Below are 24,901 nucleotides of genomic sequence, written 5' to 3'. Positions count from 1 at the left end.
TCTAATTCCACGCAGAAACCGTGACGATTTCATATGTTGCACCAACACGACCATCGCTATCAGCATTTTTTTCCTGATAATTTGTGGCGATTTTGGAAATTAAGCCACGGTTTAATGGTGCCGCATTTCGAACCGCAAAGGCAGAATTCTCACCCATCGCTTTAAGATCACGGAAGAGCGCAAAAACATTGTCATAACGCGCACGCAAAACCTCTGAAGAGCTTACAGGCGATAAAAAGCCAGCGCGGCGCAATAAAGCGGCGGCATTTTCCAAATCAATCATTGGCGAAATTCGCATTGATGCCCCACCAGTTTCCTCAGCCTCAACCGCAAGAAACGATTGGCGTAATTCATTCAATGTACGCCCACCAAGGAATGAGGCAATAAACAAACCATCTTTTTTTAAAGCACGTTTAATTCGTGCCAAAAGCCCAGGAAGGTCATTAACCCAATTAAGGCAACTATTGGCAATTATTAAATCATACACACCATCTTCGAGCGGCAGGTCCTCAAGTTCATTAATGCATTTTGCGCCAATAAAATGCGAAAATGCTGGCTCATAAAGCTTTAGGGACTTTATCTTTCCGCCCGCACCCAAAAGATTTTCATCCGCCAATGCAGTAGCAAATTCACCATTTCCCGAAAATAATTCCAAGGCATTATCAAAATCTGGCTTAAGGGTTTTTATGGTATCAATATTTCCTTCAAGCGCAAAATTATGAAGGAAAAATGGGCTTTTTGGATTTAGTTGCGCACGCACCAATGCTTTTTGCCTGCGGGACAGGAAAAGTGCAGTATCAAATAATAAATCGGATGCCCCCAATGCCATATTTTGCTAATAGACATATTTGCTACGCAGGTAAAATCATAAAAATATGAAATTTGCATTTTTTAACACCATTATCGACCTTATATGGCCACCTATTTCGCTGCTTAGTGATAATAGGGTAAAAATTAATGGCACGATTGAAATTGAAAAATGGCAAAATCTAACTTTTAATTATGGCCCCAAATGCCATTGCTGCGGGGTCAAACTGAACGATGCGCCAAACCCAGAAACTATTTGCGGGCAATGCCTTGCTGAACCACCTTTTTTTGATAGTGCGCGCGCACCATTATCGTATGATGACAATTCAAAACAACTGATATTACAATTAAAACACGCAGGCCGACGTGACGGGGTAAAAACCTTTGCCACCATGATGCGTGATTGCGCAATTAATCCTGAATTGGTTGATGTGATAATACCCGTACCAATCCATAAAAAGCGCCTTTTCGATCGTGGATTTAATCAATCAGTATGGTTAGGGCAGGAATTAGCAAAAATTTTAAACAAGGATTTTGATGCCTTTATTCTTAAGCGCACTAAAAATACGCCTTCACAAAATGGCCTAAGCCAAATTGGGCGCAAAAATAACGTAAAATCGGCGTTTTTTGTGCAAAAACCTGTTACAGGTAAGAGTATTTTATTAATTGATGATGTATTTACCACGGGTGCGACTATAAATGCCTGTTCCAAGGCTTTAAAGCGTGCGGGGGCAAAAAGAATAGATGTATTAACCCTTATGCGGGTTAATTCACATACCAACTCCAATGAAGCAGATATGACAATAGGCATAATAAATGAATAAGTTTGAAGACATTCTTAAAGACCAAAGACCGCGAAACATCGCAACTGGTTTTGCCCTTATGCTCTCAAGCTTGATTGTTATTTTTGTTTTGTGGAATTTAGCACAAGTCGTGGCAATTCTTGGCCTTGCACTTTATGAAATGATGCCTTCATTAAAAAGCGGCCTTCCATTTGACCAAAGTGAATTCCTCGAAAAGGTAAGTGGTCTTGCCAAAATTCCCCAAGGCAACTTTGCCGCCGAAATACGTTTTGCAGTTTTTGTATTATTCTTTTCATTTGGTATCGGGCTTTTGACCGCAATTTTCTGGCGCAAACTATTTGAAAAATTGCCAATTTTAACGCTTTTTAGTGGTGCAAGTTATTTCCGCTTAAGACTATTCTTTTTGGGTGCAATGATTGCACCCTCAATAATTATTATTTCAGCGCTTTTATCACTTGTCGGCGGCGAAAATAGCTTTGCCGCAATGGCATCAAGATTTAACGCATTGGGCTTTGAGCATTATATAGTTTTATTGCCAATTTATTTACTTGCATTTGGTGTGCAGTCAACATTTGAAGAAGTTTTTATCCGCGCCGGATTCATGCAACATTTAAGAAGATTAAAGGCCCCAATATGGCTTGCAGCAATTATATCTAATGGAATTTTTGGCATGCTGCACTTCCAACCGGGCATTGATAAAAGTGTGCTTTTGATGACCGCTTGTATGGGGCTTTCATTTGCGTATTCAACATGGCGCACCAATGGCATTGAATTATCAATGGGTGCGCACATAATGAATAATTTCATGGTTGGCGCAATAATTGGCCAAATGGACAATAAACAAATTGGTGACGAAGCCTATTTTGGCGGCATTGTCTATTTGTTGTTTTTTGTGGTTCTTTTGGAATTATTTTTAAAACTCTTTCCTGATTTCTTGAAAGAAAAAGGGCGTGATGGCGCCGGCGCAGACTTAATTACCTGAGCAAGTTTTGTAAAAGTTTTTTTGACTTTTTGTTGTGGGACTTCAGAAAGCTCACCACGTTCCAAAGAACCAAGTTCAAAATCACCATATTTAACGCGAATAAGACGATTTACCTGTAAACCAAGCGCGGCAAGAACTTTACGAATCTCGCGGTTCTTCCCTTCACGTAGAACCACACGGATCCACGCATTCTTTGTGGCATCACGCTCAAGAATGGCATCAATTGAACCATAATGAACACCGTCAACTTCAATCCCATCTTGTAGTGTGTTTAGTTTTTCTTGAGTAATATCGCCAAAGGCGCGGGCGCGGTAAATGCGTTCAATTCCTGAACGCGGCAATTCCAAAAGGCGCGCTAATTCACCGTCATTGGTCAAAAGTAAAAGACCTTCTGAATTCAAATCCAGACGCCCAACTGAAATAACACGTCCCAAATCAGATGGTAAATTTTGGAAAACGGTCGGCCTACCGTCAGGGTCTGAGTGGGTGGTAACAAGACCAGGTGGTTTATGATATATCCAAAGACGAGTTGCCTCTTTCTGCGCCAATGGTTTGTCATCGACCATTATTTTATCGTCATCGGTAACGTTTAACGCGGGCGAGGTAATAACCTTGCCATTTACTTTTACGCGACCTTCTTCGATGATTTTTTCGGCTTCACGGCGAGAACAAACACCCGCACGCGCCATAGTTTTGGCAATACGTTCACCACTAAATTCTTTTTCCATTTTCTATCCTTTCAGAACACGCCCTTCACAGGTGGTTTGTTTTCTATAATGTTTTTTGTTATGAGAATAAAGATGGATAAACATGTTGAATTTATGCGCCTTGCCATCGAAGAGGCAAAGAAGGCAGAAGAAATTGGCGAAGTCCCAATTGGCGCAATAATTGTTGATTCCCAAAGCGGCGAAATAATTTCACGCGGCTATAATCAACCCATAAAATCTCATGACCCAACCGCCCACGCCGAAGTGATTGCATTACGTAGCGCAGCACAAGCACTTGAAAACTATCGCCTTAAACCCGAACTATGCCTTTATGTAACGCTTGAGCCATGCACAATGTGCGCCGGCGCAATTTCATTTGCACGTATAAAAACGATCGTATTTGGTGCAGTTGATAAAAAAGGTGGTGCAGTTGAAAACGGCGTAAAATTCTTTTCATCACCTCAATGCCACCATCGGCCAGAAATTATTGGCGGGATATTGGAAAACGAATGCTCAGAACTGCTAAAATCTTTTTTTGCGAAAAAACGTAAATAGTGTGCTTGAATATTTGGCAAATAAGACCAATATCTTAATAAATTAGAGTAAGATTTATTATATTCTTGCAAAATCTGATGAATGAAAGAAGTCTGTCATTATGAAGTTTGTTCTTAGAAATGCCAATGTTAATGATATTGACAATCTCGCGCGGGCTTATGTGAAATGCTGGCACGAGACCTATTCGGATATTTTGCACGCCAAAGATCTTGCTGAAATAACTTTTGAATCTGCGCTTAAAAAATGGCGTGGCGATTTTGTAGATCAAATCAATGATGCGGACCGTGCAATTTTCGTTATTGAAAATGAAGATAATGAAATAATTGGTTTTGCGTCTTGTGGCGCAACTAATAGTCGGGCGCAAAAAATTCTTGGCCAGGGCGAAATTTATGAACTTTATCTACGCCGCGACCATCAAGGTTATGGCCTAGGCAAGGCATTAATGCTGGCTGTTTCACGTTGGCTTATAAGCCGTGGTTTATTTACCGGCGGCACATGGGTTGCCGAAGACAATGTTCAAGGCTGCAACTTCTGTGAAGACTTGGGCGCTACTCCTGCTGGTCGTCGCGAAGACACACTAAATAACGGCACTCTTATATCAATCGCCTATGTATGGAATGATTTTTCAGATGTTGCCCAGCTTGAAGGCGCAGTTCCCAATTGGGAAGCACGTAAGTAATCTAGTTTACTTCAATGCTATAACGCCCATTTTTATGGCTAAGCGAAAGATTAACATCAAACACTTGCGATAAATTGGTTGCATTTAATACTTCTTGCTTTGCGCCTTGTGCGAAAATACGTCCATTCTTGATCAAAAGTACTTTTGAGATTTCTTCAAAAACCTCTTCAATGTGATGGGTAATAAGGATTATTGTCGTGCCACCGTTGGCAAGGGCGCGCATCATTTCAATAAAATCTAGCTGTGCTTTTATATCAAGGCCAACTGTTGGTTCGTCAAGCAATATCGCACGAACCGGATGAACCAACGCCCGCGCTACAAGACATTTGCGCAACTCCCCCGTTGACATTGTTCCAATTTTTTGGGTTTCAAGACGCGCAATTCCAAGCCTCTCTAGTGCCAATTTTGCCTTTGGCTCATAATCATTTTCAATAATTTGATGCGGAAAAAGCCCCAATGTCCCGAAAAACCCGCTCATAACTGTTTCAAGGCCAGTCAAATTACCGCCATCAACGCTGAATGAATTATGTAAATCATTGGTTACAATACCAATATGGCGGCGTAATTCGGCAATATTCCAACCATCTTCACCGAGGATTTTTCGTTGTGAGTGTTCCTTTACAATTGATGGGTAAAGCTCACTACTAATCAGTTTGATAAGTGTTGATTTACCAGAGCCATTAGGTCCAAGTATAGCGCAATGTTCACCATCGGCAATTTCAAGATTAATGTTCTTTAAAATCTCGGTTTCGCTATAACGAAGGTTAACGTTTTCAAATTGTAAGATTGGTGTTTTTGTCATTATTTTGTTTCGTGTTGAAGAAGCCATTCTTTTATATGAAGCCCACCACCATAGCCGACCATTTTACCATTTTTTCCTATCACGCGGTGGCATGGGATTATAATTGCAATCGGATTTTTATTATTTGCGCCACCAATTGCCCGAACCGCCTTTATATTTCCCGCAATTTCAGCTTCTTGTTGGTATGAAATGGTTTTGCCATAGGGAATTGTTTTCATTGCATCCCATGCTTTTTGTTGAAACTCTGTGCCAAAGGTTTTTAATTTGATATTAGCAAAAACGTTTTTTTTACCATCGAAATAGGCATCAAGCGCGTTTTTAAGGAATTCAACCAGTGGCGCAGATGTAATTTTATAGTTACCCGCACCCAAGGCATTATCAAAATAATTCTTATAATCCTCATTGAAACCGAGGACATAAACAACGCCATCAGCATCATAGAATAAGTAGATTTTACCAAATGGGGCGTCATAATTTGATTTAAATATTTGCATCAAAACAACCTCGCCAACTTGGCAATAAGCAGAACCATTAATGCCGAGAAACCCATTAATATAAGCGCGAACCAATGACCTTCCGGTGAATTAAAAATCGTCCAGTGGCTGAAGTTCATCCCAAATATTGATGCCAACAAAGTTGGTGGTGCAAAGAGCAACGTAACCACCGCCATAAAGCTTAGTGCGCTGCTCTGGCGGGCATTAATAAGACCCAATGTTGCATCAAGCAAAAATGTTAAATCATTTGTCTGTGATTGGTTTAAGTTCAACAAATCCGCAATATCATCTTTAAATGCAGTTAACCCATCACGACTAAACCCAAATTTTCCCTCATATGAATGCAAAAATGCGTTCATTCGTGCCAAATCAAACAAGCAATCACGGCAAAGCGCCAATTGCGCACCTAACTGCCCAAGTTTTTTAAGGCGCGGCTCTGCCTTTATTAATTGTTTTTCCGCTAAAACTGGTAATGAAACAGCATCCAAATCATTACCAATTCGGGCTAGTAACCCTGCTTGGCGTTCAATTAATGCCTCAAGCATTACTTGCAAAGTATCTGCCGGAGTTTTCACCCCATCAAGCCGCACCGATGCACGGGTTTTTCCTGTTTCCAATGCCTTTAGGGCATGCTCATGATAAGAAATCAAAACATCAGGTGTAAGGATTAAACCCAATGTTGAACGATGATAAACCGCAGTTGGTGGAATTGGTTCATAAGGGCGCGCACCAATGCGGGCAGGAACAAAAATATTAAGATATAAGTTTCCGCCATCTTCATAAAAACGTGCCGATTCTTCGATACCGCGATTTTCCGACTGGGTCACAATATCTATTCCAAATATCTTCTCAACCGCATCGGTTTCGGCATCATTATTGCCCAAAATATCAACCCAAAGACAATCAACCTTATTCAAATTTTCCAAATCATTACTTGGCAATGATGGATTTGATTTTGGATAAAAAATAATCATGTCTTTTCCTGATTAATTGTTTGGTTATTTATTGCGGCATATTTCCTTTTGCCCAATATCATTTCGATAAAATAATGATGGCGCATCGATTTTTTTAACGGCGGCATAGGCCTTGTCTAATGCATCCTGCAAAGTATCGCCATTTGCAGTCACATTCAAAACCCGCCCACCATTGGCACGTAACTGCCCTGCATCTTCAATTTTAGTACCAGCATGGAATACAAATGCGCCGGTTTCGTTTTCGGCATTGTCAATATTGTTAATTGCGCCATTTTTTTCATAGTTTTCAGGATAACCTTTGGCAGCCATAACCACAGTCACTGCACTTTTACCAGCAAAGTCTAAAGCGGTTTCTATTTTTTCTTCGCGCGCTATTTTTCCCAAAATTTCGGCAAAATCATCTGGCATGAATTGCATTAGAATTTGACATTCGGGGTCACCAAAACGGCAATTATATTCGACCACACGCGGAACACCATCTTTAATCATAAGCCCGACATAAAGCACACCATTATATGGGTTGCCCTCCTTTGCCATGCCTTCGACCGATGGAATAACAATCTCTTGCATAATTCGTGCTTTGACATTTTCATCAACCAAAGTAGTTGGTGCATATGCCCCCATCCCACCGGTATTAAGGCCTTCATCATTATCAAAAGCACGTTTGTGATCCTGACAAACCGGAAGAGGAATAATGTTTTTTGAATTGCAAAGCACAAAGAAACTTGCCTCTTCGCCTTGCATGAATTCTTCAATTACTAATTCGCTTGAAGCATCGCCAAATTTGCCAGAAAGCATTTCATTCACTTCTTCTTTGGCTTGTTCAAGCGTTTCAGCAATTACAACGCCTTTACCCGCGGCAAGACCAGATGCCTTCAAGACATATGGCGCGGATAAGGTTTCCAAGAATTTTATTGCGGCATCACTTTGGGTAAAAACACCATAAGCAGCAGTTGGAATATTTTGGCGTGCCATGAAATCTTTTGAAAACGCTTTGGACGACTCCAATTGTGCGGCCGCTTGTGATGGACCAAAGGTGGCAATTCCCAGTTCACGCAATTTATCAGCAACCCCCAAAGACAACGCAACCTCGGGCCCGACCACAACAAGGTCAATTTTTTCGGCGACAGCAAGTTTTACAAGACCGTCAACATCTTCGGCACCAACGGCAAAACACTTTGCAATTTTGGCAATACCGGCATTGCCCGGTGCAGCACCCAAAAAGCTAATAGATTTTGATTGTGAAATTTTCCAAACCAAGGCGTGCTCACGCCCACCAGAACCGATGACCAAAACTCTCATAAAATAAACTCCCGCAATATCCCTTAATGGATTTTGCGGCTTTTTAAAGCCTTAAATCACTAGAAAGTTATAATATTAAACACCAGTGGACGCTGTGATTTTATTTGTGATAACGTTATACATATTGGTGGTTGCACCAGAAAAATTTGAAACGCCTGCAATGATGCCGATAACCATAAGGGCGATAATAAGACCATATTCCATGGCCGTCGCGCCCCGCGTGTCTTTAGAAAGATTTTTAAGTTTCAGCGTTAATTTTTCCATGTCACAAATACTTATATAAAAATTCCTTTAAAGGAATATCGGCAGGTGGCATGTTGAAATTATCAAGCCCCTCCTTTGACACCCAGCTTAGCGCCTGATGTTCATAAGGATGGATTGCCCCTTTCCACTCCCTGATTGCCCATAGTGGCATTAAAAGATGAAAATCTTGATAACAAAAACTAACAAATGTTAGTGGAATTAAGTTTTTTTCATTAACTTTTATGCCTAATTCCTCTTCAAGCTCACGGATAAGTGCTTGTTCTGGGCGTTCGCCTTCTTCTATCTTCCCACCTGGAAACTCCCAAAGGTCGGCAAGACTTTTACCTTTTGGCCTTTGCGCAAGAAGGACATGGTTATTTTCATCAATTAGGGCGGCGGCAACAACAAGAATTAATTTGGCCATAATGTTTTTTATGCCATTCACAAAAAAACAAAAGCCCGATACACAGTCTAGGCAATATTGGCAATATTAAAAAGGGCGGTAATTAACCGCCCTTTTAAGTTCATATTTTCAAACTATTCTTTTGGTGCTGCCATAGTGGTTTGCGATGCCGCAATTTTTGCTTGTACCGCCAAATCCTCAGCTTTTAGCGGAATAAGTCCACGCGAAACCAAATAGCCTTTTTCGCCCGCTGCTTTAGCCGAAGTAAATTCAAGCAAATAATCTTTGATGCTTGGAATTAAAGGAATATTGGCTTTTTTGGTGTAAAAATACAATGAACGTGACGCCGGATATTTACCTTCAATAATCTTGTGAAGTTCTGGAATCTCCCCATCAATTGTTGCCGCTTTTAGACGATCTTTGTTTTCTTCATAGAAAGAATAACCAAAAATGCCATATGCCTCTTTGTTGGTGGTAAGTGCTTGAACAATGAGATTATCATTTTCGCCCATATCTTTCCATGCACCATCTTCACGGATTGCAGTTGAGGCGGCTTTGAACGCATCTTTGTCTTTTTCTTTTAATGCTTTTAATAGTGGAATTTCTTCAGCGCCTTTTTCCATAATTAATTCAACAAAGGCGTCGCGCGTTCCAGAAGTTGGTGGCGGGCCCATTACCTCGATTTTGGTTTTCGGAAGTGCAGGGTTTACATCACTCCAAAGTTTATAAGGGTTATCAACTAATTTGCCGTCAATAGGAACTTGTTTGGCAAGCGCCAGATAAATGTCTTTACGGCTAAGGTTTAATTCTGCACCATCTTTTGAATCTGCAATAACAATACCGTCATAGCCTATTTTAAGCTCGATGATGTCTTTGATGCCGTTTTTCTGACAATCGTCCCATTCTGATTTTTTCATAGGCCGCGATGCATTGGTAATATCAACACCTGAAAGACCAGTGCTTGAACAGAAAATTTTCATGCCACCGCCAGTACCAGTTGATTCAACTTTTGGAACCTGATTGCCGCTTGATGTTGCGAATTGCTCGGCAACAACAGATGAAAAAGGAAATACTGTTGAAGAGCCAACGATCGCAATTCGGTTGCGGACTTCCTCTTTCTTTCCACATCCGGCAAGACCAATGGCAGCAACAGCCATAAACATCATACCATATTTAATAAATTTGTTTTCCATAAATCTCTCCGTGATAAATCTATCGTTTGGATAATTTGTCTCTAATTGTTTATTGTCACAAAATTGTGAAACTTCATCAAAACCCTATTTGCAGCCTGATATTGAAAATATTGCTCTTGATGTCGCGGTTTGTGGTTTGCGCAAAATTAAAGTCACTATGCGCATAGTTAAAACGAATTATTGTTTTTTGGGCGAGATACCAATTAAGCCCCAAAGTATAGCCTTTTTCAGTGCCACCAAGACCATTATCTTGCAAATCAAGATAATCATAACGTCCGGTCAATGCCCACGCCCCAGCGCCACCGCTATAAACCGATTTTTTGGGTTTTATTGCACCAAAATTACCGTTTTTCACGCTATATGAGCGATGTTCACCGCTCAAAACATATGCGACTTCTAGGCTTGCGCCATTAAATTTATATGCAACGCTATTGGACTTAACATTATTATGTTGGGCATCCAAAATTATCCAATATGGACCTTTTGATAAGGCGGCCTCTAGCCCAATATTAGTATCATTTTTGCCAATTGTCCCAGTTTTTAACAATGAATCATTATAATTCATTTGTATTGGACGGGCTGAATATGAATAACGCCCATCATCTTCACGGGTTCGATAACGTAAACTGGTTCCAAGGTGCAGGGTTAGGTTATCATCATTAATTGGAGCAATTGAAAACCTACTTTGGACAAAATTACTTTGTGAAAATAGCCTGTCCATTGGAAGTGCCAATGAACCGCCATAATAACCACTGGTCCATTGCCAATTTTTGCCATTTTTACGAACTGCAATGCCGACATTTCGCGATGCTTGTGTAAACGCACCTGATGCCAAGCTTTTTTGAGAAAATGTTTGTACTTGTGACGATGTTCCGCCATCAATTGCTGAAGTTTGATAATTTGATCCAAGCCAAACTGTGGTGTTTTTATTGGGTTCATATTCAATATAGACATCATCCCATGTCACATCGCCATTCAATACCCAGGCTTCTAATTTATAATGTATTTTTGGGTTTAATTTGCCTGATACGATAAAAGTGGCACGAGTGGGAGAAGTATCATTAAATTTTGTATCTACACCAGTTTCATAATCATTTTTTAGATTATACGTATCTGCAGTCAAGCGGGCAGATAATTTTACACTGGCGCCATTATCAAATTTATATTCTGGTTCAAACTCTTTTGCATATGCAAAAGAGGCAGAAAACATGATTGGTAATAAAATTAATCCACCTAAAAACTTCATAGAACCCCACTTGTTTGCGGCCGTTTATAAAGTTTTTATGACAAGCGTGTGACAAATACCCGATTTATTATGACACTTGTAAAATTTTTATGACAATTACAATAAACGTGACCGCATTGCTTGTGACAAAAGGTCGATTAGTGATACCGCAATCACAAGAACCACAACAATAGCCGAAGTTTCCTCGTATTTAAATGCGTTGATTGATTCAAACAAAGTTTGACCAATACCACCAGCACCAATCAAGCCTAAAACCGTTGCCGAACGCGCATTTGATTCGAAACGATATAGCGAGAATGATGTCCACAATGGCGCAACCTGTGGCAAGACACCCCATTTGATTTCATGAAGTTTGGTTGCGCCGGTTGCCCGTACCCCCTCAACAGGACGAGAATCGGTTGCTTCTACGGCTTCTGAGAATAATTTACCCAATACACCCGCGGTGTTTAGTGCCAAAGCCAAAACACCAGCCAATGGCCCAAGACCAACTGCAACCAAGAAAACAGTACCCATTACCAGACCATCAACAGAGCGTAAGAAGTCCATTAGGCGGCGCATTGGCAAAACCAACCATTGTGGTGAAACGTTTGATGCGCACATAAAACCAAGTGGAATTGCCATTACAACCGCAAAGAATGTGCCCCATAAAGCAATCTGAATGGTAAGCCACATGTCACGGACATAATTCTTCCAATCCGAAAAATCAGGATGCAAGAAGCGTGATATAAAGTTGCTCATATTTTCGGAATTTTCAAATAGTTTTGTAACTTTGAAAATTTCAGTTGGCGCAAAACTTACGACCAATAATAAAATAATGCCGCCCCATAAAATATAATCAAACATTTTATCAGAAAATGGACGGGTTGGCGGCGTTAAAACACGACCTTTATTTTCGGCATAAAAACCTTTGGCATTTTTATCTTCACTAGCCATTATTTTGCACCATTATCAGGTTTAGTTGTTGGTTGAGCGTTATTAAGTTTCATAGCCTTTTGAACAGCAGCAGCCTCCACAGGGTCGGTTGGTTCAGACCACAAAAGCGGAACTGGTTTTGCAGTTTTTTGTTCTTGTTCAATTGCATCGACAACTTTTTGAGCCTGTGAAATCTTGGCGACATCACCGGTCTTTTTGGCGTTAATTAAATCCAGCTTGGCTTCCATATCACGCACAATCAACAAATGTGTGTCATTTGCCGGTTGGAAAAGACCGAATGATAATGATTTAAGAATATCACGCTCACGCTTTTGTTGTGCGGCATCGCCTTGACGACCATAATTTAAGAAAAACTTACGAATTTTATCTTTTTTATCTGCCGGCAAGTCTTTGCGCCAAATGATTGGATCTTCCGGTAAGGTTGGTGAAGTCCAAATAACACGGACGTTTTTCAATAATTCTGGATGCTCTTTACCAATTACTTGCAAAGAAGTTGAGTTATTAGTGGCAACCGGTATTTGACCATTGGCAACGGAATAGAAGTTGGCCTCATGTCCTGCTGAACGAACTACTTTGAAGCAATTTTGTGGGTCAACATTATTCGGCGCGAACAAATAAACCATTGGAACCAATGTGCCAGAGGTTGAAGATGCATCACCCATACCAAATTCCAATGAGCGATCGCATTTTAACACATCATCAAGATTGATTTTGGATTTAGAATTAACAATCAAAACAGATTGATAGCCATCAACCCCAGAAGTATCAGCCGAACGCAAGAATACTTCGGCTTTACCAGATTTTACCGCCTCTAAACCAGATTTATTTGAGAACCAACCAACCTGTGTTTGGCCAAATGCCATTGCCTGCACAAGGCCGGCATATTGGCTTTGGAAATAAGGTTTAATATCAAGGCCAGTTTGTTTGCGCATATCGTCAAGAAATGGCTTCCAGCGTTCTTTGGCATTTTGCGAATTTTCGGTTGCAAGAATTGAGAAATTAATATCCGCCTGCTTATGTGAACTTTGCTTATAAAGCATAAAGCCAGCCGCCGAAACAATTGCCAAGGCAACTAACCACTGCGCAATTGTAAGGAAGATATTTGATTTTTTTGTTGTTTCAAGTGGCGGCGGGGTTTCTTCTAATGGCGCTGCACCACCAGATTCCTCATCATATTCCGCACCATATATCTCAATCAATTTGTCGCGAACAAGACCTTCTTTCGGGCCATCATAAACGATTTTACCCGCTTTTAGTGCAACCACACGATCACAGAATTTAAGAGCATATTCAATTTGGTGAAGCACAACAACTACGGTCACACCGTCATTTTTATTGAGATCTTCAAGCAATTCCATAACTTTACGGGCTGAAACCGGATCCAAAGATGCCACAGGTTCATCAAGGAAAATTGCCTTTGCACCCTGTACCAAGGCACGTGCGATTGCGCCGCGCTGCTGCTGTCCACCGGATAGGACGTTTGCACGCTGCGCTGCATATTCGGCAACACCCACGCGGTCTAATGCCTTCATAGCAAGTTCTTGGTCTTTTTGCGGCCAATTACCGAAAAAGCCTTTCCAGAAAGGCAAGCGACCAAGCGCACCAAGCATTACGTTCTCAAATAGGCTTAGGCGACCAACAAGGTTAAATTGTTGAAAAACGAAGCCCACTTTTGAACGGGCGGCGCGAACACTATTACAAAGCTCACCGTCTTTCTGAACCGGAATACCCATTAATGAAACTTCGCCACCATTTTTATCGGTTAAAATCAAACCGGTAGTAGCGCGCAAAAGAGTTGATTTACCCGAACCAGAAGGCCCGATAAGTGCAACCATTTCACCTTCTTTTACTTTTACGGAAACATTATCTAGTGCGCGGCGTGTGCCATAAGTACGCACGAGATTTTTGGCTTCTAAAATTTTGCCCACATTCAGCCCCGAATCTTATATTATTTAATACGGCGGATTAGTTTTAGCTTGTTTTTCCAAAGAGTCACGACACTTTTGTGACATTATCCGCACTCTTGATGTATTAATGCCCAAAGGGAAGAAAAATTGAAATCTTCTACCCTTTTGTTTTTAGGTATTCATTGGCGGTATTAATGGCATTTGCAACCGCCGCTTTTGACTGCGGTGAATTTTTCCAGCAGCTTGCTCCCAAATGCGCCGCCACCAATGTGCAAATTTCATCAACCGTCTTTTGTGACAGCGCAACACAGGTGTAAATTCCAATTTCTTCAAATCTATCAATAACTTTGTCACCAACAAATTTTGCCGTTTTCAGAATTTCGCGCTCTTTTATATCGAATTTAGTCATAGTTTTACTATAATAAATATGCACAAAATTAATAGGGTCATTTTATCGCATTTGCATAAATATGCGTATATGCTAATATATAGTCATGGCTACTGATACAGATATAAAACTTACACATGTTGAAATGGAAGTAATTGCCGAAGAAGCATCACAGCTTTTGACGGCAATGGGAAACCCAAAACGTTTATTGATACTTTGCAACCTTTTGGGGGGTGAGATTTCTGTGAATGATTTAGCAGAGAGGGTTACGCTTAATCAGGCAGCGTTGTCACAGCATTTGGCAAAATTACGCGCCCTTAAATTAGTGGCAACTCGCCGCGAGGCACAACATATTTATTACCGCATTGCATCGGACGAAGTATATGAAATAATGGCGGTTCTAAATAAATTATACTGCGATACAACTGACGGCTTTAAAAAAGCTTGTTAATTCAAGCTAAAGCAAATTCATCATTTCATAGCGCAATTGCGACATACCAACATTTTTGTGGGATGATGCGCAAATTAGTGCTGGATGCGCCGCGGGACGTTTTTTAATCGCATCAAGGGTTTTGCTTTTAACTTTTTCAAGTTCTGCCGCAGAAATTTTATCAATTTTAGTCAAAACAATTTGATAATTTACCGCCGCCTTATCAAGGGCGCGCATAACTTCTTCATCAGATTCTTTTATGCCATGACGTGAATCAACCAAAACGAAAACACGCTTTAAGACCGCGCGTCCCATCAAAAATTCACGCGTCGCATCGGTCCATCGTTTAATTTCAGTTTTTGGCGCGCGGGCATAACCATAACCAGGCAAGTCAACAATACGAATAACTTCATTGCCTTCAATATTTTTTAGGGCAAAGAATATCAACTCGCGGGTTCTTCCAGGTTCAGATGAGGCACGCGCCAAACCTTTACGATTAAGAACCCCATTCACCAAACTTGACTTGCCAACATTTGAACGACCAGCAAAAGCAATCTCAGTCACCGACATTGGCGGCAAATCTGACATGTTTTTTGACGCCCAAAGGAATTCGGGTGATAAACGCAAAAACTCGCTGTCTATTACGCCCTCTTCAGTCAATTAAGCACCTTTCTTCTGTTTTAGCTTAGTGAAGAATTCATCAATTGGGGTTGAGCTACCTTGACGTTTCGCAATTACATATTGCTGCACAATAGTAAGAAGGTTTGACCAAGTATAATAAATAACCAAGCCTGATGAGAAGCTAGCAAACATGAAGGTGAACATGATTGGCATCAAAGTCATCACCTGCTGCATTGTTGGGTCGGTTTGCGGTGCGGTTGATTGCATTTTTTGCAACAACACCATCGAAAGCCCATAAAGAATTGGCCAAATACCAATACCTAATGCCACACCAATAAGTGGAATATGGCTTGGGTCATATGGTAACAATCCGAACAAGTTCAAAATAGAGGTCGGATCTTTTGCCGACAAGTCCTTAATCCAGCCATAAAACGGCGCATGACGCAATTCAATTGCCACAGACAAAGTTTTATAAAGCGCCAAGAAGATTGGCATGGTCATAATCATTGGAATACAACCCGCAACAGGATTTACTTTTTCTTTTTGATAGAATTCCAAAGTTGCCTGTTGTTGCTTTTGTTTGTCGTCCTTGTACTTTTCCTGAATTTCTTTCATTTTCGGGCCAAGGTCGCGCATTTTGGCAAAGCTTTTGTATGATTGATACACAAGTGGGAAGGTCGCAACTTTTACCACAACAGTAAATGCTAAAATCGCCAAGCCCAAAGAACCAATGTTTTTATCAAGGAAGATTAAGAACCAATGGAATGGTTTGGTGATAAACCATAATTTACCCCAATCAATAGCATCTTCAAAACGTGGAAGATTTAATTGTTTGCCATATGCCTCAAGGGTATTGGTATCCTTTGCACCAGAATAAATATGTTCAACATTAGAAATGGTTTGCCCCGCACCGATATCATGCGCGCTACCAAAGAAAGAAGTTTCATAAATATATTTCTTATCACCTAAATCTTCGGCCTTCATGTTGGCTTTGAAGGTTTCACCTTGTTTTGGCAACAATGAAACCAACCAATATTCATCAGAAAAGCCAAGCCAACCTTTATCAGAGCTTAAATCAACTGATTTACCTTTTTTAAGATCGCGATAAGTAAGGCGTGACAATTTATCCGAAATTACACCAACAGTACCTTGGTGGTTAGCACCAGATTTTGCAGGAGGCGGCTCTTCAAAGCGGCGTACAACACCATAAGGCTGCAATTTAACTGCAGCAGTTCCGTTATTGGTCACGCTATCGGTAAAGGTAAAGACATAGCCTTTATCAATTTCAATCTTACGGGTGAATTTAATCCCCTGACCATTATCATATTCAAGAGTTACAGGTGTAGTTGGGGTTAATGTTGTGCCCGATACAACTTTCCAAACAGTATTTGGGGTCGGTACATTAACGTTTGAATTATTTACATCTGCCCAACCATAAGCCGCATAATAACCAAATTCAGAACCCTGTGGGCTAAGAAGGGTTACATCGGGTGAATTCTTTTCAACAGTTTGCTTGTAATTTTTTAATGAAACATCATCAAGGCGTGAACCAAATGTCGAAATCGAGCCTTTTACCAATGGAGCATCAACTTGCACGCGTTGGGTCATCTTCAAAGCTTGATCACGAGGAACAATTTTTTCAACCGCTGTCGCAGATGGCGCCGTTGCATTAGGGTTTTTGGCAATTTGCGCCTGTTGTGCTTTTACAGCAGCCTGACGCTCTTTTTCACGAGGGCCTGCCCAAAATGTCTGATAACCAAACAATATTAATAGCGAAGCAGTGATAGCAATCAAAAAATTCTTGGTATCAGGTGTATTTGGATTTTGCTGCATATTTAGCCCTAATGCTTTATTTCACAATTACTCTATATAGTGCCAGACTTTGGTTTTGTAAGTCTGTTTAATAACTTGAGCAAATCTTGCTCAAGTTCTTGCCAATCTGCGCTTGTGGTTTGTGGCCGTGCGATTGCCACATAGTCAAAACCACGATGCCCTTTTTGTGGCAGATGGTTTTTTAACAATACCCGCAGGCGCCGTTTGGCACGATTGCGCATTACAGCATTACCAACCTTTTTTGAAGCGGTAATACCATAACGTATTAAACTATTTTCTTTGTCGCTTTCAGCATGGTTTTCACCCAATCGAGGCTTTGGCTTTCGTGCCTGCAACGACAAAAATCGCCCACCGGCTCTTTCTCCCTGGGCGACATAAAGAAATTCAGCTCTTTTTTTAAGGACTGCAATAATCAGGCTTTCGTCTTTGACCATTACATTCCCCATAAAAAGGCATATTCGTGGTACATGTTCCGCAAAAATGCCTTCGTTCAAACGCCTAAATTAGGCGCTTAAACGTTTGCGTCCTTTTGCACGGCGACGTGCCAAAACAGCCTGACCACCACGGGTAGCCATGCGCGCACGGAAACCATGGCGGCGTTTGCGAACGAGTTTAGAAGGTTGATATGTCCGTTTCACGGTAGTTTCTCCAAACAGAGGTAATTGAGTAACTGTAAAAGTTACGAATAAAAAACAAGTGGCTGCTGTTATTGGTCTTGATTGAAAAAGTCAATCTTGTAGATGTGTTTTTGCTGAACATTCTTACAAAATATATGGAGAATCACAAAAAAATGGCGGCCTCCCCCCCAACAAACACTAATTCGCGTGAAAAAATCCTTATGCTTAGCTCAATAGCTTCGGTAAGTGTTGCATTTATTCTAGTAGTTATAAAGGCAATTTCTGTAAGATATTCAGGTTCTAATGCAGTATTGGCATCTTTGGCGGATTCCGGCCTGGACTTAGTGGCATCATTAATAACCTTATTCTCTGTACGCTATGCGCAAGCACCGCCTGATGAAGATCACCGTTATGGACATGGCAAGGCAGAAGCACTTGCCGGAATGTTTCAGGCGGGACTAGTTGCAATTTCTTGTATTCTGATTGGCACAAGCTCAATTGGAAGGCTTTTTAGCCCTGTTGAAATCCGCCCAGAAGGTGGTGCAATTTGGGTTATGGCAATTTCGATTGTTCTCACCACCGCACTTATAAGCTTTCAAACGTGGGCATTACGTCAAACTGGTTCAATTGCAACCAAGGGCGACAGGGCGCATTACCTAAGCGATTTATTATCGAACGCAGTGGCATTAATCGGTATTTTCTTGGCAATCAAATTTAAGATTCTTTTTGCCGATGCCATCGCCGGCTTATTTATCACAATTTGGCTTTTAATTGGCGCATGGCACATTGCCGCCGAGGCAATCGACCACCTTCTAGATAAAGAAGCCCCCGAAGAAGTGCGTGAAAAAATCCGCGAAATCATTCTTTCGATTGATAAAGTACGCGGAATGCATGATCTAAGAACACGGGTTTCGGGAAAATGGCTTCATGTGCAATTGCACCTTGAACTTCCACCTGAACTAACATTGCAAGAAGCACACCCAATCGTTGTTGAGGCCGAGGCACGCATCCGCGAAGCCTATCCAGATACTGACACCATCATTCACGCGGACCCTGATGAAGACGGTGAACCGCATGGGCACCCAGATTTTGGCCTGCATTAATAATATCTACGACAGTTTTATGACAATTGTGATATATTGCATACAATAATTATTAGAATATTAGGGCTTTCTTTACCGGCATACATTAGAATCAGCTAATTATGCCGGAGGAAGCTTATGCTTAATGTACTAAATTCAAATTCAACGGAAACTTATCCCCAAAATTCAGCTAGTGACTTTCAAACAAGTTTAAAAATTTTGGGCAGCATCCTTAATCGTGAGCATGTAGATAGTGAAATTCCAGCCAATGAATTCTCTCCGGTAATTCATCTTGCGCAAACAAGAATTAAAGAAAGTGACCGTAACGCGCTTGCATTTACAGTAAACACCTCACTTAGTGCTAGCAATATTCAGGCATCAATCGCACGTTCTTTTTCTGAACTTAAAAATAGTGAAAGCGAAATTTCGGCAATGGCATCGGCCATTGAGGAATTGACCGCCTCGATCTCACAAATTGCGACCCTTGCCAAAGATACCGATGTTTCATTAGAAGCTGCCGCCGCAAAATCATCACAAGGCGCACAAGAGGTTGTTGGTGCCGCAAAATCCAGCGAAAGCGTTAATGAAGCACTTAACCTTGTTGATACGGATTTAAAAAACCTCTCTGAAGCCACCGGCGATATTCGTGGCATGGCACAAGAAATTGAAAACATCGCATCACAAACCAACCTATTGGCACTTAACGCCACAATTGAGGCGGCACGCGCCGGTGAGGCAGGTCGTGGTTTCGCCGTGGTTGCACAAGAGGTAAAACAATTATCTTCGCAAACCGCCAAATCAACCGAAACAATTCGTGTTCGTATTGGTCGCCTTGAACAAGCCTTGCATTCAATTGTTAATGCCATAAGCACAGCGAAACATGCAGCAAACGAAGCGGCAAGTGCAGCACAAATGGCGGCTAATAGTGTTTCCGAAGCATCAAGCGAAGTTGCCCAAGGCGCACACGGTGTTGCCAATGTTGCCCATGTCCTTGGTGAACAGAAAATGGCAGTTGATGAATTAACTCAAAGTGCAAGCCGTGCCGCAAATTCTGCTACCGAGGCAATGAACCTCCTTAACGAATCGGTTGAAGTCGCAACCCACTCAGACACATTAATTGAACAACAGCTTCATGTTTTGGAAATGGCGCATGTTGATAATTACATTCTTTATCGTGCAAAATCAGATCACATTCTATGGAAGAAAAAGCTAGCCAGCTTGATTTCCGGCATGGCAAGCCTTGATGAACGTGAATTAACCGATCACCATTCTTGCCGCCTTGGTAAATGGTGGGGCGAAATGAAAAACCAAAGCGCAAGCCTATCTTCAACCTTCCATGCACTCGATGCGCCACATAAATTGGTGCACGACAATGGCAAAGAAGCCGCAAGACTTTATAAAGCGGGTGATGCAAAAGGCGCAATGGATGCATATTTCAAAATGGATGAGGCATCAAAACAAGTTGTCAAACTACTTGATGACCTAATAGCCGAAGCTGAAAGAAAATAAATTTTAAAAGCCCCATCAAAATGGGGCTTTTTTTAAATTAATACCATTGCACAAATAGCATTATATTAGAACTGTCTAATAATTGTGCAATTTTGTCACATTTGCTACATTTTTAGCCTTTTGTTTACTCAATAACCTTATTTAGACAAGTAAATAAGAGGTTGTAAAAGTGTTTAATACTTTAAAAGCAAATAATGATTCTGTATTCGCAAGTTCCGTAAATAATGAAGTAACTGAAAATCAAACGTTTTTTAAAGATAATCTTGCAATATTGGGTTCTGTATTAAATCGAGAATCAATTAATTGCGAGATTCCAAAAAGTGAATTTTCGCCAATAATAAACCTTGCGCAGGCAAAAATAAAAGAAAGTGACCGTAACGCACTTGCATTTGCGGTTAATTCATCGCTTAACGCCAGCAATATTCAGGCATCAATCGCCCGCTCTTATGCGGAAATGAAAACTAGTGAAAGCGAAATTTCGGCAATGGCATCGGCCATTGAGGAATTGACCGCCTCGATTTCACAAATTGCAAACCTTGCCAAGGATACCGATGTTTCATTAGAGGCTGCCGCCGCAAAATCATCACAAGGCGCACAAGAGGTTGTTGGTGCAGCAAAATCCAGCGAAAGCGTTAATGAAGCACTTAACCTTGTTGATACGGATTTAAAAAACCTTTCCGAAGCCACTGGCGATATTCGTGGCATGGCCCAAGAAATTGAAAATATCGCATCACAAACCAACCTATTGGCTCTTAACGCCACAATTGAAGCGGCACGCGCCGGTGAGGCAGGTCGTGGTTTTGCCGTGGTTGCACAGGAAGTAAAACAATTATCATCGCAAACCGCCAAATCAACCGAAACAATTCGTGTTCGTATTGGTCGCCTTGAAGAAGCTTTAAACTCCATTATCGATGCAATTAACACCGCCAAAAGCGCAGCATCGGAGGCAACATCAGCCGCACACATGGCAGCCAATAGTGTTTCCGAGGCATCAAGCGAAGTTGCCCAAGGCGCACATGGTGTTGCCAATGTTGCCCATGTCCTTGGTGAACAAAAAATGGCGGTTGATGAATTAACCCAAAGCGCAAGCCGCGCCGCAAATTCGGCAAGTGGCGCAATGGATTTAATCAATGAAGCCGTTGGTGTGGTTGCAGAATCTGAAAACAGCGTAAACCAACAATTTGCAATCCTTGAACAAGCGAATGTTGATAATTACGTGCTTTACCGCGCAAAATCAGATCACTTATTATGGAAGAAACGCCTTGCAGGTTTGATTTCTGGAATGTCATCATTGAACGAAAGCGAATTAACCGACCATAACTCATGCCGCCTTGGTAAGTGGTGGAATAATATGAAAGTTGAACGCGCCGACCTTAGCAACGCTTTTTATGCCATCGAGGCACCGCACAAATTAGTGCATGAGTATGGTAAAGAAGCCGCCAGATTGTTTAACAATGGCGACCGCCATGGTGCACTCGAATCATTCTTTAAAATGGATGAGGCATCCAAAGTCGTAGTTCAAAAACTTGATGAGCTTATTGCCGAAGTTGAAAGAAAATAAAATAAAGCCCCCGCCCAAAAGGCGGGGTTTTTGTTATAAATCTTGTATAATTTCTTCCATTTGGGTGGCGCAAATATTCCAACCTTCGTGAAAGCCCATTTGTTCATGCTCTTTCATTGCTTCTTCAGTCCAATGGCGTGCGGTTGCAATATATTTTGTGGTTCCATTACCCAAATCTTCAAGTAAAATTTCGCCAACAAAAAACGCCCGTGCTGATGGCATCCAGTCTTTGGTAAAGGCATCGGTAAAAACAAGACGTTTATTTGGTTCAACCGCTAAATAAACACCATCGTTTGGAAACTCTTCGGCATTTGGCCCATACATCGTCATTCTTGATGCGCCGCCAACCCGAACATCAAGCTCATGAACTTTTACATGCCATGGCTTGGGGCAAAACCATAATTCGAGAATTTCGGCCTTTGTCCACGCCTGCCAAATCTTTTCTGGTGTGGCATTTATTATGCGATTTATTGATAATTCGTATTTTGCCATTTTGCTCCCCTGAAAATTTATATTGTTTGTTGTTTTCTTAGGGAATCAAAAATAAAAAATCAGTGCGGTTTATTTATGGCAGGCTCAGGAAAGGCATCCAAAAGATGGCACGAACTTCCCTCTTGAATTTCATCATAATCAATGATTTCAAGCGCTGAGACCATTGGTTCAGTCATACCATTACCCGCCGCAATTTCGGTATAATGCCCAACAATCATTATAGAAGTTGGGCTTTTGAATTTAATCTTTTTAAGATTATCCAACATTGGGGTTTTAGTTGTTGGTGAATTTAGCAAAACATATTCGTGCGAACCGATATCGCACCGTTTCAAAATTAATTTATCGCCCTTATTTTCTATCGTTCCATAAAAAATATCCGCGGAATTATGATCTTCTTGGGGTTGCTCTGCCGCCGCAATCTGCGGCAGGCAAAGTATCAAAAGGGCGATAAATAATTTCTTCATGCAAAACCCTATTTTGCGGGAATATAAAGTTCCCCGCCTTGTTCATGGAATTTTTCACTCATTTGTTTCATGCCATCTTCTGCGTTTACGATTGGCGACGCAACAAATTCTTGTGAATTTTGCTTTGCGGCAAAGTCCCGCACTTCTTGGGTAATTTTCATTGAACAGAATTTCGGACCACACATTGAGCAGAAATGCGCAGTTTTCGCACCTTCGGCTGGAAGTGTCTGGTCGTGATATTGTTCTGCGGTATCGGGGTCGAGGGATAAATTAAACTGGTCACGCCAACGGAATTCAAAGCGCGCACGCGATAGGGCATCATCACGCACCTTTGCCGCCGGATGCCCTTTTGCCAAATCCGCCGCATGGGCTGCCAATTTATATGTCACCACACCAACTTTAACGTCATCGCGGTCAGGTAAGCCCAAATGCTCTTTCGGGGTTACATAGCAAAGCATCGCCGTACCGTACCAGCCAATCATTGCCGCACCAATGCCTGATGTAATATGGTCATATCCCGGTGCAATATCAGTGGTTAGGGGCCCTAAGGTATAGAATGGTGCTTCACCACATGCCTCAAGCTGCTTATCCATATTTTGTTTGATTTTGTGCATTGGGACATGCCCAGGGCCTTCAATCATTACTTGAACATCATGCTTCCACGCGATTTTAGTTAGCTCACCTAACGTATAAAGTTCGGCAAATTGCGCCTCATCATTGGCATCGGCAATTGAGCCAGGGCGCAGACCATCACCAAGTGAGAATGCAATGTCATATTGCTTCATGATGTGGCAAATTTCCTCAAAATTATCGTAAAGGAAACTTTCTTTATGATGCGACAAGCACCATTTCGCCATGATAGAGCCACCACGCGAAACAATCCCCGTAACCCGTTTTGCCGAAAGCGGAATATAAGCAAGGCGCACACCGGCGTGAATTGTGAAATAATCAACGCCTTGTTCTGCTTGTTCAATCAAGGTGTCACGGAAAATTTCCCATGTTAATTCTTCGGCAATGCCGCCCACTTTTTCCAATGCCTGATAAATTGGAACAGTACCAATTGGCACAGGTGAATTGCGGATAATCCATTCACGTGTGTCGTGAATATTGCGACCGGTTGACAAATCCATAACCGTATCGGCACCCCAACGGATTGACCACACCATTTTATCAACCTCATTGGCAACGTCAGAGGCCACCGCAGAATTACCAATATTGGCATTAATTTTGACCAAGAAATTACGCCCTATTGCCATCGGCTCGGTTTCCGGGTGGTTGATATTACAAGGGATAATGGCACGACCACGTGCAATTTCATCACGCACAAATTCAGGGGTCACATAATCAGGTATGCTTGCGCCGAAATCCATACCATCGCGCACATATTCCTTAAGACGCGCACGACCAAGATTTTCACGCTCGGCAACATAATGCATTTCAGGGGTAATAATCCCCTGCTTTGCATAATGCATTTGCGAAACATTCATGCCAGATTTCGCACGCAAAGGCTTTAAAGGCACATTCGGAAACGGTTTAACACCGCCAGAACGATCGGGGCCAAGCTGTCCATTGTCTTCTGGCTTTAGGGCACGACCGTCATATTCCTCAACATCGCCGCGCGCCATAATCCAATCACGGCGCAGTGGGTTAAGCCCCTTTTCAATATCAATATTGATATTTGGGTCAGTATATGGGCCAGATGTATCATAAACCCGAACAGAAGGTTCATTCGCACTTGGTTCAAGATCGATTTCACGCATCGCAACCTTATAATCACCAACATAGATTTTTCGGCTGCCACGGATTGGACCAGTTGTTACATTAAGATTATTCGCCATTTGGTTTCTCTCATTATAAGGCGAAAAGGGGGCGTG

27 protein-coding genes and 2 pseudogenes are annotated in these 24,901 nt (G+C 41.6%); 8 read left to right on the top strand and 21 right to left on the bottom strand.

Annotated elements, in window-relative coordinates; all coding sequences use genetic code 11:
- Position 1 precedes the first annotated feature (1 nt).
- Positions 2-829: a methyltransferase domain-containing protein gene (locus KXV15_RS03190; protein WP_240006710.1), complete on the bottom strand. Its 828-nt coding sequence runs from the start codon at positions 827-829 to the stop codon at positions 2-4.
- Positions 830-875: 46 nt separating this feature from the next.
- Here KXV15_RS03190 and KXV15_RS03185 point away from each other — a divergent pair, with 46 nt between their 5' ends.
- Both KXV15_RS03185 and KXV15_RS03180 read left to right on the top strand, forming a co-directional pair.
- Entirely contained in the window at positions 876-1,631 is a 756-nt protein-coding gene (locus KXV15_RS03185) for a ComF family protein (protein ID WP_240006709.1), read from the top strand.
- Positions 1,624-2,592: a CPBP family intramembrane glutamic endopeptidase gene (locus KXV15_RS03180; RefSeq protein ID WP_240006708.1), complete on the top strand. Its 969-nt coding sequence runs from the start codon at positions 1,624-1,626 to the stop codon at positions 2,590-2,592. Before KXV15_RS03185 ends, KXV15_RS03180 begins: the two co-directional genes overlap by 8 nt.
- Here the strand turns inward: KXV15_RS03180 and KXV15_RS03175 are convergent.
- Entirely contained in the window at positions 2,487-3,320 is an 834-nt protein-coding gene (locus tag KXV15_RS03175; protein WP_240006707.1) for a pseudouridine synthase, read from the bottom strand. The genes KXV15_RS03180 and KXV15_RS03175 overlap by 106 nt on opposite strands.
- Before the next feature lie 72 nt (positions 3,321-3,392).
- Between KXV15_RS03175 and tadA the strand changes: the two genes are divergently transcribed.
- On the top strand, positions 3,393-3,854 hold the full coding sequence (gene tadA / locus KXV15_RS03170; protein WP_240006706.1) for a tRNA adenosine(34) deaminase TadA: 462 nt from the start codon (positions 3,393-3,395) through the stop codon (positions 3,852-3,854).
- Positions 3,855-3,954: 100 nt separating this feature from the next.
- Positions 3,955-4,533 carry a GNAT family N-acetyltransferase gene (locus tag KXV15_RS03165; protein WP_240006705.1) on the top strand — a complete coding sequence of 193 codons (579 nt, stop codon included), beginning with the start codon at positions 3,955-3,957 and terminating at the stop codon, positions 4,531-4,533.
- A gap of 1 nt (position 4,534) precedes the next feature.
- Here KXV15_RS03165 and KXV15_RS03160 read toward each other — a convergent pair whose 3' ends face one another.
- The 12 genes and pseudogenes from KXV15_RS03160 to KXV15_RS03105 all read right to left on the bottom strand — a co-directional run bounded on the left by KXV15_RS03160 (position 4,535) and on the right by KXV15_RS03105 (position 14,439).
- Positions 4,535-5,335, bottom strand: a complete 801-nt coding sequence (locus KXV15_RS03160) for an ABC transporter ATP-binding protein (protein WP_240006704.1) — start codon at positions 5,333-5,335, stop codon at positions 4,535-4,537.
- The gene (locus tag KXV15_RS03155; RefSeq protein WP_240006703.1) at positions 5,335-5,829 is read right to left on the bottom strand and encodes a methylated-DNA--[protein]-cysteine S-methyltransferase; all 495 of its coding nucleotides are present in this window, start codon (positions 5,827-5,829) and stop codon (positions 5,335-5,337) included. The genes KXV15_RS03160 and KXV15_RS03155 overlap by 1 nt, the downstream gene beginning before the upstream one ends.
- On the bottom strand, positions 5,829-6,803 hold the full coding sequence (locus KXV15_RS03150) for a CorA family divalent cation transporter (protein ID WP_240006702.1): 975 nt from the start codon (positions 6,801-6,803) through the stop codon (positions 5,829-5,831). The genes KXV15_RS03155 and KXV15_RS03150 overlap by 1 nt, the downstream gene beginning before the upstream one ends.
- 24 nt (positions 6,804-6,827) lie before the next feature.
- Positions 6,828-8,105 (bottom strand): phosphoribosylamine--glycine ligase, encoded by a 1,278-nt coding sequence (gene purD, locus KXV15_RS03145; RefSeq protein ID WP_240006701.1) that lies wholly within the window; start codon positions 8,103-8,105, stop codon positions 6,828-6,830.
- A gap of 75 nt (positions 8,106-8,180) precedes the next feature.
- Complete coding sequence (locus KXV15_RS03140) at positions 8,181-8,369, bottom strand: Flp family type IVb pilin (RefSeq protein ID WP_275671534.1); 189 nt, start codon at positions 8,367-8,369, stop codon at positions 8,181-8,183.
- 1 nt (position 8,370) lies between these two features.
- The gene (gene mutT / locus KXV15_RS03135) at positions 8,371-8,772 is read right to left on the bottom strand and encodes an 8-oxo-dGTP diphosphatase MutT (protein ID WP_240006699.1); all 402 of its coding nucleotides are present in this window, start codon (positions 8,770-8,772) and stop codon (positions 8,371-8,373) included.
- Positions 8,773-8,885: 113 nt separating this feature from the next.
- Positions 8,886-9,944: a substrate-binding domain-containing protein gene (locus KXV15_RS03130; protein WP_240006698.1), complete on the bottom strand. Its 1,059-nt coding sequence runs from the start codon at positions 9,942-9,944 to the stop codon at positions 8,886-8,888.
- A 76-nt stretch (positions 9,945-10,020) separates the two neighbouring features.
- Positions 10,021-11,190: an OprO/OprP family phosphate-selective porin gene (locus tag KXV15_RS03125; protein WP_240006697.1), complete on the bottom strand. Its 1,170-nt coding sequence runs from the start codon at positions 11,188-11,190 to the stop codon at positions 10,021-10,023.
- A 96-nt stretch (positions 11,191-11,286) separates the two neighbouring features.
- Complete coding sequence (phnE, locus tag KXV15_RS03120; RefSeq protein WP_420830563.1) at positions 11,287-12,123, bottom strand: phosphonate ABC transporter, permease protein PhnE; 837 nt, start codon at positions 12,121-12,123, stop codon at positions 11,287-11,289.
- Positions 12,123-13,184 (bottom strand): annotated as a pseudogene (phnD, locus tag KXV15_RS03115) (phosphate/phosphite/phosphonate ABC transporter substrate-binding protein); the annotation flags it as partial. The pseudogene phnD and the gene phnE, both read right to left, overlap by 1 nt.
- A gap of 84 nt (positions 13,185-13,268) precedes the next feature.
- A pseudogene (phnC, locus tag KXV15_RS03110) lies at positions 13,269-14,057 on the bottom strand (phosphonate ABC transporter ATP-binding protein); the annotation flags it as partial.
- Positions 14,058-14,187: 130 nt separating this feature from the next.
- Positions 14,188-14,439 (bottom strand): helix-hairpin-helix domain-containing protein, encoded by a 252-nt coding sequence (locus KXV15_RS03105; protein WP_240006696.1) that lies wholly within the window; start codon positions 14,437-14,439, stop codon positions 14,188-14,190.
- Between the two features lie 85 nt (positions 14,440-14,524).
- Here KXV15_RS03105 and KXV15_RS03100 point away from each other — a divergent pair, with 85 nt between their 5' ends.
- The gene (locus KXV15_RS03100; protein WP_240006695.1) at positions 14,525-14,869 is read left to right on the top strand and encodes an ArsR/SmtB family transcription factor; all 345 of its coding nucleotides are present in this window, start codon (positions 14,525-14,527) and stop codon (positions 14,867-14,869) included.
- Between the two features lie 6 nt (positions 14,870-14,875).
- On the opposite strand, the gene yihA is transcribed toward KXV15_RS03100, so the two are convergent.
- The 4 genes from yihA to rpmH form a co-directional block, all read right to left on the bottom strand.
- Positions 14,876-15,508: a ribosome biogenesis GTP-binding protein YihA/YsxC gene (yihA, locus tag KXV15_RS03095; protein ID WP_275671533.1), complete on the bottom strand. Its 633-nt coding sequence runs from the start codon at positions 15,506-15,508 to the stop codon at positions 14,876-14,878.
- On the bottom strand, positions 15,509-17,302 hold the full coding sequence (gene yidC, locus KXV15_RS03090; protein WP_240006694.1) for a membrane protein insertase YidC: 1,794 nt from the start codon (positions 17,300-17,302) through the stop codon (positions 15,509-15,511).
- Between the two features lie 32 nt (positions 17,303-17,334).
- The gene (gene rnpA, locus KXV15_RS03085) at positions 17,335-17,736 is read right to left on the bottom strand and encodes a ribonuclease P protein component (RefSeq protein ID WP_240006693.1); all 402 of its coding nucleotides are present in this window, start codon (positions 17,734-17,736) and stop codon (positions 17,335-17,337) included.
- A 69-nt stretch (positions 17,737-17,805) separates the two neighbouring features.
- Positions 17,806-17,940, bottom strand: coding sequence for a 50S ribosomal protein L34 (gene rpmH / locus KXV15_RS03080; RefSeq protein ID WP_240006692.1), 135 nt, complete (start codon positions 17,938-17,940; stop codon positions 17,806-17,808).
- Positions 17,941-18,074: 134 nt separating this feature from the next.
- Between rpmH and KXV15_RS03075 the strand changes: the two genes are divergently transcribed.
- The 3 genes from KXV15_RS03075 (at position 18,075) to KXV15_RS03065 (ending at position 22,071) form a co-directional block, all read left to right on the top strand.
- On the top strand, positions 18,075-19,022 hold the full coding sequence (locus KXV15_RS03075) for a cation diffusion facilitator family transporter (RefSeq protein ID WP_240006691.1): 948 nt from the start codon (positions 18,075-18,077) through the stop codon (positions 19,020-19,022).
- A gap of 117 nt (positions 19,023-19,139) precedes the next feature.
- A complete protein-coding gene (locus KXV15_RS03070) occupies positions 19,140-20,510 on the top strand; it encodes a methyl-accepting chemotaxis protein (RefSeq protein ID WP_240006690.1) in 1,371 nt (456 codons plus the stop codon).
- 169 nt (positions 20,511-20,679) lie between these two features.
- Positions 20,680-22,071 (top strand): methyl-accepting chemotaxis protein, encoded by a 1,392-nt coding sequence (locus KXV15_RS03065; RefSeq protein ID WP_240006689.1) that lies wholly within the window; start codon positions 20,680-20,682, stop codon positions 22,069-22,071.
- Between the two features lie 33 nt (positions 22,072-22,104).
- Here KXV15_RS03065 and KXV15_RS03060 read toward each other — a convergent pair whose 3' ends face one another.
- From KXV15_RS03060 to thiC, 3 genes are read right to left on the bottom strand one after another with little or no spacing between them, the layout of a single operon-like run.
- Complete coding sequence (locus KXV15_RS03060) at positions 22,105-22,563, bottom strand: SRPBCC family protein (protein ID WP_240006688.1); 459 nt, start codon at positions 22,561-22,563, stop codon at positions 22,105-22,107.
- A gap of 59 nt (positions 22,564-22,622) precedes the next feature.
- Positions 22,623-23,027 (bottom strand): hypothetical protein, encoded by a 405-nt coding sequence (locus KXV15_RS03055; RefSeq protein WP_240006687.1) that lies wholly within the window; start codon positions 23,025-23,027, stop codon positions 22,623-22,625.
- An 8-nt stretch (positions 23,028-23,035) separates the two neighbouring features.
- Positions 23,036-24,865 carry a phosphomethylpyrimidine synthase ThiC gene (gene thiC, locus KXV15_RS03050; protein WP_240006686.1) on the bottom strand — a complete coding sequence of 610 codons (1,830 nt, stop codon included), beginning with the start codon at positions 24,863-24,865 and terminating at the stop codon, positions 23,036-23,038.
- Between the last annotated feature and the right edge of the window lie 36 nt (positions 24,866-24,901).

The sequence above is a fragment of the Pseudaquidulcibacter saccharophilus genome (assembly GCF_019455445.1).
GTDB lineage: Bacteria > Pseudomonadota > Alphaproteobacteria > Caulobacterales > Aquidulcibacteraceae > Pseudaquidulcibacter > Pseudaquidulcibacter saccharophilus.
Note: the sequence above shows the minus strand (reverse complement) of the source record. Positions and strands in the feature narration are given on the sequence as shown.